Genomic DNA, 11,120 nt, shown 5'->3' on the forward strand with positions numbered 1-11,120 from the left:
TACAGGTGAGTTCACATGAGCACTGCTCCATGGCATGACCGCCGAATCCTGTTCTTCGGAGGCAAGGGGGGCGTTGGGAAGACCACTCTGGCGTCGGCCATGGCCATGGCGAAAGCCCGTCAGGGTGAGCGTGTGCTGGTGGTCTCCACCGACCCGGCCCACAACCTGGGACATCTGTGGGACGAGACGGTCGGAGCGGGACAGGTGCCGCTGACGAACGGCGTCTGGGGAACCGAACTCGATCCCACACAGATCGCCCGCGAACATGTGCGGGCGGTGTCACGGACCGTGCGCGGGCTCATGCCCGAACACCTCCACAAACGCGTCGACGACTACTTCGCACTCACCCTCGAAGCCCCCGGAACACATGAATCGGCGCTCGTGGACGCCATGGGCCGACTCGTGCTGGAGGGCTTCGAGGAGTACGACACGCTCGTGTTCGACACCGCGCCCACCGGCCACACCACGCGTCTGCTGGAGATGCCGCGGCTGATGCAGATGTGGACCGACGGGCTTCTCGCCAGCCGTGACCGCGCCGACCGGTTCAGCGACGCCATCCGTGGCCTCGACGGGGACCGCCGTGCTCCCGATGCCGTCGATGTCCGCAACAGTCGGATTCGTCATCTGCTCGAGGAACGGCGCACCCGATTCATCCAGGTGCAGGAGATCCTCGGTGATCCGGTGCTGACCGGGTTCATGGTGGTGACCCTGCCCGAACGACTCCCGACCCTCGAATCACTCGCGCTGCACGAACAACTGTGCGCACTGGGCATGGGCGTCCCCGCGGTTCTGATCAACCGCTGTTCCGCCCCCGACGCGCCCCAATGGCGAATCGACGAGGAGGCGCGGAACATCGAAGAGATCACCGCCCGGGTCGACGCTCCGGTGCTCCAGATCCCTGTGTTGGAACGCCCCATGACCGGCCTCGACGCGGTCACGGCCATGGCCGACGCGTTGCAGACCGCCATGGGTGGACGCTGAACCCGCCGGTGTCTGGCTGCTCCCAACCCAGGGAAAGGCTTCACTCGAACACGGGCGGTCGTTTCTCGACGAACGCGCTCACCGCTGTCTCCACCTGGTCGGGTTCCGACACATCGGCGCCCACGGCGATGGCCCGCCCACCGGCAGCGCTGATCTCATCGGCCACGGCCTCGCAGGCCTCCTGTTTCAGATCGAGGACAGCAACCGCCATGCCGTCGGCAGCGAAGCGACGACTGACCTCCGCTCCGATCCCTCGTTCTGCTCCGGTGACGATTGCGACGCGCTGATCCACCATGTCGAGACTCCCCATTCAACGTTGAACGTGTGGCGTGGGTCTCACGCTAGTTGAATCTGGCTTCGAGTTCAACTAGCTTGCCAGTGCCCTCTCAAAGACGAACAGGAGCACCCGATGAGCGAGACCACACCGCGCCGCGTCGCCTCGATCGAAGAACTCAAGAACCTCGTGGGTGTCACCCTCGGCCCCACACGGTGGCATCAGGTCGCCCAGGACGACATCAACGCATTCGCCGACATCACCCAGGATCACCAGTGGATCCACATCGACACAGAACGTGCCGCCGAGAGTCCGTTCGGCGGCACGATCGCGCACGGCCTCTACGGCCTGTCGCGCACCCCTGCCCTGATGGCCGAGCTCCTGCAGGCCGAAGGCTTCCGTCACGTACTCAACTACGGATACGACAAGGTCCGGTTCACCAGCCCCGTCCCGGTGGGCAGCCGGATCCGCATGTCGGCGGAGGTCATCAGGGCCGAGGAACGTTCCCCCGGAGAGCTTGATGTCGTGACGCGGTTGACCCTCGAGACCGAAGAGAGCGACAAACCCTCACTCGTCGCCGAATCGATCGGACGCTTCGTGAGCTGAGCGCACCATTTCGGGCCGGTGACCCTGCGGGGTCACCGGCCCGATTCGGCTCATGGCTCCAGCACGACCTTGCCCGTGACCGTGCGCGTCTCCAGTGACTGGAGTGCGGCGGCCGCGTCCTCCAGAGGGTAAGTTCCCCCGACCATGGGCTTGAGTGCCCCTGACCGCAGGTGCGGTTCGATGGCGGCCCACTCCTTGGCCACATGGCCCTTGCGCTCCATCGCATAGGCCCCCCAACCGACACCGACGGTCGAGATGTTGTTGAGCAGCAACCGATTCACCTTGACCTCCGGGATCGATCCGGCAGTGAAACCGATGACGAGGAGCCGTCCGTGGGGGCGCAGCGTCCGCAGCGAATCGGTGAAACGGTCTCCGCCGACCGGATCGACCACGATGTCGATGCTCCTGCCCACCGTGTCCTTGAATCCTTCGACACCCACGACCTCATCAGCACCGGCTTCACGCGCCACCGCCGCCTTCTCCTCGGTCGACACCACACCCACCACGCGTCCGGCGCCGAATGCCTTGGCGATCTGGATCGCCGCGGTACCGATCCCTCCGGCGGCCCCATGCACCAGGACGCTTTCCCCCTCCGCCAGATGGCCCCGCTCCACGAGAGCGAAGTACGCGGTGCAGTAGTTGAACAGGAACGAGGCCCCTTCGGCGAAGGACACCTCGTCCGGGAGCACGAAGGTGAGGTCCGGACGGGCCTGCACCTTTTCGGCGAACCCACCCAGCAGGCAGAGCGACGCCACACGGTCACCGACCTTGAGCCCACAACCTTCGGGGGCGGACTCCACGACACCGGCGACCTCAGCCCCGGGAACGAAGGGAAGTTCGGGCTTGACCTGATAGAGACCACGGGTCTGCAGGAGCTCGGGAAAAGCGACACCTGCAGCTTTGACCGCGATCGTCACCAGGCCGGGGTTGGCGGGCTCGGGAATGTCCTGCAGCTCGAGGGCCTCGGGCCCATCGAGCCGGGTGATCTGGATGGCACGCATGTGAATTTCCTTGTCGTTATTGAATGCGTCGTCGTTGTCGGATGCGTCGTCGTTGTCGAATGCGATGTGGGCTCAGACCTTGAGGACGAGCTTGCCGGTGTTGGTGCCGCGATAGATGTCCAGCAACGCCTCCGGGAAGGCGGCGACCCCACCGGTGCGGACGGTTTCGCGGGCCTGCAGGGAACCGTCGGAGATCATGCGCATGATCTCGGTGACAGCTTCGAGATAACGCGCCTCGTAGTCGGTGACCACGAATCCGCTCATCGAGGCACGGAACACGAGCAACGACATGTAACGGCGTGGGCCCTCGGGGAGCTGCTCTGCGTTGTAGGCCGATATGGCTCCACAGATGACGATGCGCGCCCCCACCGCGAGGTTGGCCAGGGCGGCGTCCAACATGTCACCTCCGACATTGTCGAAGTAGACGTTCACACCGTCTGGCGCAGCTGCACGGACCTGCTTGGTGAGGTTCCCCTCACGGTGGTCGATGACCTCGTCGCACCCGAGCTCCCGCAACCAGACACACTTTTCCGGCCCACCGGCGACACCGATCACACGGCAGCCACGTGCTTTGGCGAGCTGCACCACGACACTTCCCACCGCTCCGGCCGCCGCCGAGACGAGCACGGTGTCGGTCGGCTCGGGGCGTCCGATCTCGAAGAGCCCGAAGTAGGCCGTCATACCCGGCATACCCAGAGCACCGAGATGAGTGGGAAGGCTCACCGCATCGGCCTCCACCTTCTCGACCCCCTTGCCGCTGGAGAGCGCGAAGTCACGCACGCCGAACAAGCCGGTGACCTTGTCCCCCTCGGTGAAGTCGGGGTGCTGTGAGGACACGACCGTCCCAGCCCCGAACGCACGCATGACGGCACCGATCTTCACCGGCGGCACATAGGAGCGAACATCGTTGAGCCATCCGCGCATGGCGGGATCGATGGAGATGTACTCCACCTGGACGACGATCTGGCCGTCATCGGGATCGGGAACCTCGCGCGTTGCGATCTCCCATGTGCTGTCATCGGGATATCCGGTGGGTCGCTGTGCAAGCCGCACCTCAGTGGCGGACCAGGGCATGGAGACCTCCTCGTCTAGCCGTGTCCGGGTGGCCACACTACTTGTACATGAATCCGCTTTCAAGTATGTTCGCGGCCAACGCAATGACGCGCACATCGACATCGGAGGGCCCATGGATCTCTCGTCTCTGTTCGACCTCACCGGCCGCACCGCAATCGTCACCGGCGGCTCACGCGGCATCGGCCGCATGATCAGCGAGGGGCTGCTCAGCGCCGGCGCCACCGTCTACATCACCGCACGCAAAGCCGAGGCCTGTGATGCGACGGCCGAAGAGCTCAGCGAATTCGGCACCTGCATCTCACTGCCCTGCGATCTCTCCGACCCCGAGTCGCTCATGACCTTCGTGCGTCAGTTCAGTGACCGCGAAACCTCACTGGACATCCTGGTGAACAACGCCGGGGCGGCATGGGGAGCGCCCTTCGACGAGTTCCCCGAGCATGGTTGGGACAAGGTCATGGATCTCAACCTCAAGGCACCGTTCTTCCTGACCCAACAGCTCACACCGATGCTGACCAAGGCCCATGTCACGAACGGCCACCAGGCCAAGGTGATCAACATCGCGTCCATCGACGGACTCTCCCTGAACCCCATGGAGACGTTCTCCTACCACGCGAGCAAGGCGGGAATGATCCACCTCACCCGCCGTATGGCGGTGACGCTGGCCCCCCGCGGCATCGTCGTCTCGGCCATCGCACCCGGTGCCTTCGCCACCAAGATGAACCGCGAAGCCGCCGAGAAGGCCGATGAAGTCGTCCAGGGCATCCCCGCAGGGCGTATCGGCGTCGACGCCGACATGGGAGCTGCTGCGGTCTACCTCGCCTCGAACGCCGGCGATTACGTGGTCGGTGAAACGCTCGTCGTCGATGGAGGCGTCACCATCCAGCGGTGACCCCGTGGGGCCTCACCCCTCTGCTTCCTCAACCCCCGAACCGCCGAGATCAGGGGCGGTGAGGCCCAAGGCGTTGGTCCACAGTCGCGTCGCGGTCTGCACCAGTAGCTCCATCGACCCTCCGAGCTCATAGCGCACCTGATCATGGATCAGACGGGAAACCATCCCGGACAGCGCGGCGGAGGCGGCGTCTGGGTCCAACTGTCGATCCGCCAGACCGCGAGCCTGGAGATCTCGGATGGCACGCGCATTGCGTTCCACGAAGGCCTCAGAACGCTGACGTCGAAGTCGGCGGAAACGTGGATCCACCGCAACCACCTGGTCCATCAGGAGATTCAGCCTGCCGTTTCGCTTGTAGGCCTCGAAGTAGGCACGGTTGGCCGCCTCGATCGTCGCGATCGGATCATCATCGATACGCCCCGTACCCGGATAGAGCATGTCCTTCTTGGTCTGCTCCATGACCGCGGCGAAGACCTCATCCTTACCCTCGAACCACGTGTAGAAGCTTCCGATCGAGCACTTCGCTTCCTGGGCGATGTCCACAAGACGGGCGTCAACGTAACCGTCCCGCTCGAACACCACCCGTGCGGCCGCGATCAACGCCTCCCGGGTGCGGTGCCCACGGGCAGTCTGGGGCTGGACACCGGTCGAGAGCTCGCCCATCGGCTCGGATTCTTCATGCTCCATCGAAGTCACGTTACCGGTTCTGCTGCGTCGAGCACGGCGTTGGCACGCGCCACGAGATCGTCCACAGCTTCAGGCCCGACTTCGCCCAGACTCGTCAGGTTCCGATGGTCATCCATCTGGCGTTTGCGCACGCCTTCGAGGATGATCGCGACCTTCCAGAGACCGATCGCATGCCAGAAGGTGTGGTCCGACACATCGCGCCCCGTCACGCGGGCATAGTGCTCGATGAGCTCGGCGCGGGTGGCGAATCCGGCACGGGCCGTTGAGTTCGGCAGCACCGTGGGCGGATCCCCGGGCTCATTCCAGTAGGCCAACAGCGTTCCCAGATCAGCGAGGGGCTCCCCCAGCGTGCACAACTCCCAATCGATCACCGCCTTCACCTCGGCGTCGGCGGGGTCGATGATGATGTTGCGCACGTGACAGTCCCCATGCACGAGCGTCAATTCAGAAGGTTCGGGGGCTCCCGCGATCAGGCGTTGCGTCAACCGATCCAACTCGGGAAGATCACGCGTCCGGCTCTTCTCCCACATGCCCGACCAACGCCGCAGTTGACGCTCCGCATACGGCTTGTGGGATGTCAGATCGATGAGCCCGGTGGCCTCGAGATCGACCGAGTGAATCTTCGCGATGGCCTCCACCAGCGACAGCCCCACACGGTGCCGCTGCTCGGCCGCAAGCTGCTCGGCATCGGCAGCGGTGTTCAGAACCAGACCTTCCACATATTCCACCGCCATCAGCGGAACATCGGTGACCGGTTCTTCGGTCGCCAGCCCGAACACCTGTACCACCGGCACCTCACTCCCCTGCAGAGCCGTGAGGATCCGGTGTTCCCGAGCCACGTCGTGGGCGGAGGCAAGCAATTCACCCAATGGTGGCCGCCGCAGAACCAGCCGTCGCCCCTCGAGATCTGTGGCGGTGTAGGTCAGGTTCGATTGACCGGCACCGATCCGCTTGAACGTCAGGGGTGCTGTGAGTCCGGCGTCCAGACCAACCAGCCATGATTCAACCGCTCCGGCATTGATCCCTTCGACCCGTTCGGTCTCCATGAAACGTCCTTCCTTCGATCACCACGCGTCCGGCCGCCATAGTCGGACGGATACGGCTCCTTCGCCGAGGTGGCGCATCGTGGTCCATCCTCCCGGATGGTCAGCGTCGACCCCACTCCGGATCGCGGCGACGCAGTTCCTGCCGAGCGATCGTCATTCTGTGCACCTCATCGGGGCCATCTGCCAGGCGGAGCGTTCGCACCGCCGCGTACATCCGAGCCAGCGGGAAGTCGTCGCTGACCCCGCCTCCCCCATGAACCTGGATGGCACGATCAAGCACCTTCAAAGCCACATTGGGAGCCACGACCTTGATGGCTGCGATCTCCATCCGCGCCTCCTTGTTGCCCACCGTGTCCATCATGTGCGCAGCCTTCAGCGTCAGAAGACGGGCCATCTCGATCTCCATGCGGGATTCAGCGATCCAGTCCTGGATGTTGGAGCGGTCCGCCACCGGCGAACCGAAGGTCACCCTGGACTGTGCCCGGTCGATCATGAGATCCAATGCGCGTTCGGCGATTCCGATCGTTCGCATGCAGTGGTGGATCCGACCCGGCCCCAACCGTGCCTGGGAGATCATGAACCCATCACCCTCACCGGCGAGCAGGGCCGTGGTGGGCACCCGGACGTCATTGAAAGTGATCTCCGCATGCCCCTCACGGTCGTGATAGCCGAACACCGGGAGCCCGCGCTCGATCGTGATCCCGGGGGTATCGATGGGAACCACCATCATCGACTGCTGCCGATGCTTCGGGCCGTCGGGGTCGGTCTTGCCCATGACGATCAGCACGCGGCACTTCGCGTGCAGGGCATTGGAGCACCACCATTTGCGTCCGTTGATCACGTACTCGTCGCCGTCACGGACCATCGAAGTCTCGATGTTCGTCGCATCGGAACTCGCCACAGCAGGCTCGGTCATCGCGAAGCCCGAGGCGATCTCACCCGCCAACAACGGCTCGAGCCACTTCTTCTTGTGCTCATCGGTACCGAAGAGCGTCAGGACCTCCATGTTGCCGGTATCGGGAGCGTTGCAGTTCGTGGCCTCGGGGGCCAACTCGATGCTCCGTCCGGTGATCTCGGCCAGGTGCGCATACTCGAAATTGGTCAGCCCCGGGCCATATTCCGAGTACGGATGGAACATGTTCCACAGCCCACGGCGTCGAGCTTCGGCCTTGAGGTCCTCGAGGATCTGCGGGTGGTGGTGAGGGTCCCCCGCAGCCTCCATCTGCTCGCGGTACACCGGTTCTGCCGGGTAGACGTGCTCGTCCATGAACGTCAAGAGCCGTTCCCTGTACTCACGGCCGCGCTCGCTGAGCTCCATCATGCTCTGACTCCTTGTTTCGCTGGGATCGTCGGCTCCATCGCCGTGCCTCACATCGGTGCGGGGATCCAATCCGTGATGTCCGCCAAGTTATATGAATCCAGATTCAATTTCAAGTTTATGTCTTCGCCGTTACCCAGGTCGTTACCAACATTTCACCCGACTGATATTCCTCCCCGCCAAAAGGTTCGCTAGCGTCCGCAGTGAAACCGCCACTCGCATCAGGAGTCGTCGTGCGCAGCCTTCTCGCCCTGGTCATGGGACCATTCATGTTGTTCGCAGCAGCCTTGGGAACCTCGGCCCCGGCAGCGGCCGAAACACCCGAAGTCACCATCGCCACCTTCAACGCGAGCCTCAACCGGGATGGCGCGGGAAAACTCATCGACGATCTCTCGACCGGTGATGATGAACAAGCCCAGAACGTGGCGGAGACCATCCAGCGAGCCGAAGCGGACATCGTTCTGGTCAACGAATTCGACTTCGACGCCGAGGGCAAGGCCGTCGATCTGTTCCGGGAGAACTACCTGAACGTCTCGCAGAACGGGGCTCCCACCGCCGACTACCCCTACGCATGGAGCGGCCCGGTGAACACCGGTGTGCCCAGCGGATTCGACCTGAACAATGACGGACAGATCGGCGGCCCCGACGACGCCCTCGGTTTCGGTGAGTTCCCCGGGCAGTACGGTTTCGTGGTCTACTCCAAGCATCCGATCGCTGAGGATCAGGTGCGCACCTTCCAGAACTTCCGGTGGGCCGACATGCCTGATGCGTTGCTCCCTGTCGCAGAAGACGGGACCGCGTGGTACTCCGAGGAAGAACTCGCGATCATGCCACTGTCGTCCAAGACCCACGCCGATGTGCCGGTCGATGTGAATGGCACCACCGTGCATGTGCTGGCTGCCCATCCCACGCCCCCATCGTTCGATGGCCCCGAGAAACGCAACCAGCGTCGCAACTCGGACGAGATCCGACTGTGGCACGACTACGTCTCCGGCCATGCCGATTACCTGTACGACGACAACGGCCAAACCGGCGGTCTGGATGCGGGGGCGAACTTCGTCATCGTCGGTGACTACAACTCCGACCCGAACGACGGTGATTCTTGGCCCGGTGCGATCGATCAGCTGTTGACCGCTGAGCAGATCCAGGATCCGAAGCCGACCTCGCCCGGCGGTGAGGAAGCGGCCCAGCAGGGCGGTGCCAACACCGATCATCAGGGTGATCCGAGGCTCGACACCTCCGACTTCAACGATGATCCCGCCCCGGGCAACCTGCGCGTGGACTACGTGCTGCCCAACGCGGCGGCCGATGTGAGCGATTCCGGGATCTTCTGGCCCACCAGCGACAACCCGCTGAGCAGGCTCACCGGCGAATACCCGTTCCCGACATCAGACCACCGTCTGGTGTGGATCAAGGCCAGCTTCCCGGGCCAGACCAGCGAACCGACACCTTCGGCAGAGCCCACGACCGAACCCACTGGAACTCCTGATCCCACCGGTGCTCCGACAAAGTCCCCAGGCAACTCGACTCCACCTCCCGGAGCTCCCAAACGCGGTCTGCCGAACACCGGGAACTGAACCGCTCGATCAAGCATCTGGCTGGCAGGATCATCCATCTTCTGGTTTTCACCTTCGACTCCCGCCAGCTCGGCTCCCGATTCACTACCCTGCTTGAACGGTTTTCCCTTGGCCCCGGCCGCTTGGCCTTGACCGCTTGACCGCTTGGCCCTTGGACCCGGCCCACTCAGCGTTTGACCTTTGGCATTTCTGGCACAGATGGGGCTGGGCTGTACTTCTCCCTCTCGTGGTTTCCTCCCACGAGACCCCACCGTCTCCCGCTGGATGGGGCTCTGAGCAGTCACCGCAAAATCCTGTGGGAAGAAACCGCGTGAAATGTTCTCCCGCACGCCGCAAGCAATGCTCAGGTGAGCGCGCTGAGAACCTGCCGCACAACCTCGTCGGGGCGCTCTGTCAGGTCCTCCCAGGTGAAGCGCAGGATTCGCCACCCTTCAAGTACCAGCTGGTTCTGACGAGCCCGATCACGTTGAAAAGAGATTCGATCAGCGTGGAAGGCATAACCATCCGCCTCCAGAATCAACCGGGATCTCTTGAAGGTCACATCCGGCACGATCATCTGGCCGTCGATCATCATCTCGGTGTTGGCAGACCACCCTTTGATCCCCGCCTCATCCAAGAGTTCATGCAGAACCCGCTCCGCAGCCGACCAAGGGAAAGTCGAGGTACGTTCAACGACCACACGCCGTTGCACATTCCCCGACCGCCATGGCCGACTGCGGAGAACGGCACCAAGATGTGCCAGTAACCTCCGGTTATCTCTCGAGAACCGCATCAGGTCATCGATCAGTTCAGCGCCTCGCTGGGGTACGACCTCCACAGCTGCTGCGCTGCCAGTCATACGCCGGAGACCGTGGCGCTCGACCCAAAGATCATCTGGCACCCTGCTCCGGATCATCCGTATTCCGGCGAAAGTTCGGGAACGCCCGACGTGGGCAGCTGTGATGATCTTGGGAACCCGCTTGATCTGTCCGTTCAGCCAAGCTGCGGTCTCGCCCACGAAGATCGCATCCGGGTACATCCGGGCAACTGCCCGCACCAGAAGTTCGACACGCGGTTCAGGGGCCACATAGAGGCCACGCATCACACGTTTGAGAAGGCCCCAGCGGCACCAGCGCAGCAGTCGGCGCTTGTCATCCTCCTCACATTCACGGGTCAGGATCACCCCGTTGCCCTCCTGCAGCAGGGCCGCCAACCGTTCAGTGTCGCCTGAGATTGAGCGCTGCTTGGTTCGATTGCTTCGGCCCGTAACCGATGTTGAAACAGCTGACTTTGGTGAGGCATCTGGCTCCGGAGGTTCGGAAGAGGTTGATACCTCCGCTGAGATACGTGTCATGCCCCTCGTTATGGAAGGGGCTTCCCGAATTCGAGCTCACCGGCAGGCGGCCTGTGGACAGTCCTTCATGCGGTTTCCGACCTGTGGATGCCCAACCCCCACGAAAGAAGAGGGCTTCAGCGCCACGACGGTCAGACGAGCATCACTGGTGGTGGTTTCAGCGGCAGCCGCGTCAGAACTCTGGGTGAGCCCCGCAGCCAGACAACTCGCCAGGATCAAGGCCATGGCCAACATCAGGGAGACAGGATTCCGAGGATGACGCCCAGGTCTCGATGGGAACGAATTTTCTCCCACTTCTCCGCGCCATCTTCTCATACCACCACTCCCGCCAAGA

General features: G+C 63.4%; 11 protein-coding genes. 4 read left to right on the forward strand and 7 right to left on the reverse strand.

Annotated features, from left to right (window positions below):
* Positions 1-15 precede the first annotated feature (15 nt).
* The gene (locus FB460_RS11210; RefSeq protein WP_142094195.1) at positions 16-981 is read left to right on the forward strand and encodes an ArsA family ATPase; all 966 of its coding nucleotides are present in this window, start codon (positions 16-18) and stop codon (positions 979-981) included.
* Positions 982-1,021: 40 nt separating this feature from the next.
* Here the strand turns inward: FB460_RS11210 and FB460_RS11215 are convergent, their stop codons facing one another.
* A complete protein-coding gene (locus tag FB460_RS11215; RefSeq protein ID WP_142094196.1) occupies positions 1,022-1,276 on the reverse strand; it encodes an SDR family NAD(P)-dependent oxidoreductase in 255 nt (84 codons plus the stop codon).
* A 114-nt stretch (positions 1,277-1,390) separates the two neighbouring features.
* Between FB460_RS11215 and FB460_RS11220 the strand changes: the two genes are divergently transcribed.
* Positions 1,391-1,861, forward strand: coding sequence for a MaoC family dehydratase (locus FB460_RS11220; protein WP_142094197.1), 471 nt, complete (start codon positions 1,391-1,393; stop codon positions 1,859-1,861).
* Between the two features lie 50 nt (positions 1,862-1,911).
* Here the strand turns inward: FB460_RS11220 and FB460_RS11225 are convergent, their stop codons facing one another.
* The gene (locus tag FB460_RS11225) at positions 1,912-2,862 is read right to left on the reverse strand and encodes an NADPH:quinone oxidoreductase family protein (protein WP_142094198.1); all 951 of its coding nucleotides are present in this window, start codon (positions 2,860-2,862) and stop codon (positions 1,912-1,914) included.
* Between the two features lie 72 nt (positions 2,863-2,934).
* A complete protein-coding gene (locus FB460_RS11230) occupies positions 2,935-3,936 on the reverse strand; it encodes an NADP-dependent oxidoreductase (protein ID WP_142094199.1) in 1,002 nt (333 codons plus the stop codon).
* Between the two features lie 112 nt (positions 3,937-4,048).
* Here FB460_RS11230 and FB460_RS11235 point away from each other — a divergent pair, with 112 nt between their 5' ends.
* Complete coding sequence (locus FB460_RS11235; RefSeq protein ID WP_142094200.1) at positions 4,049-4,825, forward strand: SDR family oxidoreductase; 777 nt, start codon at positions 4,049-4,051, stop codon at positions 4,823-4,825.
* Between the two features lie 12 nt (positions 4,826-4,837).
* On the opposite strand, the gene FB460_RS11240 is transcribed toward FB460_RS11235, so the two are convergent.
* The 3 genes from FB460_RS11240 to FB460_RS11250 all read right to left on the reverse strand — a co-directional run bounded on the left by FB460_RS11240 (position 4,838) and on the right by FB460_RS11250 (position 7,879).
* Entirely contained in the window at positions 4,838-5,512 is a 675-nt protein-coding gene (locus FB460_RS11240) for a TetR/AcrR family transcriptional regulator (RefSeq protein ID WP_142094201.1), read from the reverse strand.
* Between the two features lie 5 nt (positions 5,513-5,517).
* Positions 5,518-6,558 carry a phosphotransferase family protein gene (locus FB460_RS11245; protein ID WP_142094202.1) on the reverse strand — a complete coding sequence of 347 codons (1,041 nt, stop codon included), beginning with the start codon at positions 6,556-6,558 and terminating at the stop codon, positions 5,518-5,520.
* 100 nt (positions 6,559-6,658) lie between these two features.
* Positions 6,659-7,879 carry an acyl-CoA dehydrogenase family protein gene (locus tag FB460_RS11250; protein WP_142094203.1) on the reverse strand — a complete coding sequence of 407 codons (1,221 nt, stop codon included), beginning with the start codon at positions 7,877-7,879 and terminating at the stop codon, positions 6,659-6,661.
* A gap of 230 nt (positions 7,880-8,109) precedes the next feature.
* Here FB460_RS11250 and FB460_RS11255 point away from each other — a divergent pair, with 230 nt between their 5' ends.
* On the forward strand, positions 8,110-9,453 hold the full coding sequence (locus tag FB460_RS11255) for an endonuclease/exonuclease/phosphatase family protein (protein WP_211345950.1): 1,344 nt from the start codon (positions 8,110-8,112) through the stop codon (positions 9,451-9,453).
* A gap of 343 nt (positions 9,454-9,796) precedes the next feature.
* Here FB460_RS11255 and FB460_RS11260 read toward each other — a convergent pair whose 3' ends face one another.
* Entirely contained in the window at positions 9,797-10,645 is an 849-nt protein-coding gene (locus FB460_RS11260) for an endonuclease domain-containing protein (RefSeq protein ID WP_142094204.1), read from the reverse strand.
* Positions 10,646-11,120 lie beyond the last annotated feature (475 nt).

It is taken from the genome of Propioniferax innocua, assembly GCF_006716235.1.
Lineage (GTDB): Bacteria > Actinomycetota > Actinomycetes > Propionibacteriales > Propionibacteriaceae > Propioniferax > Propioniferax innocua.

Coding starts and splice junctions, on each gene's coding strand:
- FB460_RS11210 (WP_142094195.1), top strand. CDS start 16: ATGAGCACTGCTCCATGGCATGACCGCCGAATCCTGTTCTTCGGAGGC.
- FB460_RS11215 (WP_142094196.1), bottom strand. CDS start 1,276: ATGGTGGATCAGCGCGTCGCAATCGTCACCGGAGCAGAACGAGGGATC.
- FB460_RS11220 (WP_142094197.1), top strand. CDS start 1,391: ATGAGCGAGACCACACCGCGCCGCGTCGCCTCGATCGAAGAACTCAAG.
- FB460_RS11225 (WP_142094198.1), bottom strand. CDS start 2,862: ATGCGTGCCATCCAGATCACCCGGCTCGATGGGCCCGAGGCCCTCGAG.
- FB460_RS11230 (WP_142094199.1), bottom strand. CDS start 3,936: ATGCCCTGGTCCGCCACTGAGGTGCGGCTTGCACAGCGACCCACCGGA.
- FB460_RS11235 (WP_142094200.1), top strand. CDS start 4,049: ATGGATCTCTCGTCTCTGTTCGACCTCACCGGCCGCACCGCAATCGTC.
- FB460_RS11240 (WP_142094201.1), bottom strand. CDS start 5,512: ATGGAGCATGAAGAATCCGAGCCGATGGGCGAGCTCTCGACCGGTGTC.
- FB460_RS11245 (WP_142094202.1), bottom strand. CDS start 6,558: ATGGAGACCGAACGGGTCGAAGGGATCAATGCCGGAGCGGTTGAATCA.
- FB460_RS11250 (WP_142094203.1), bottom strand. CDS start 7,879: ATGATGGAGCTCAGCGAGCGCGGCCGTGAGTACAGGGAACGGCTCTTG.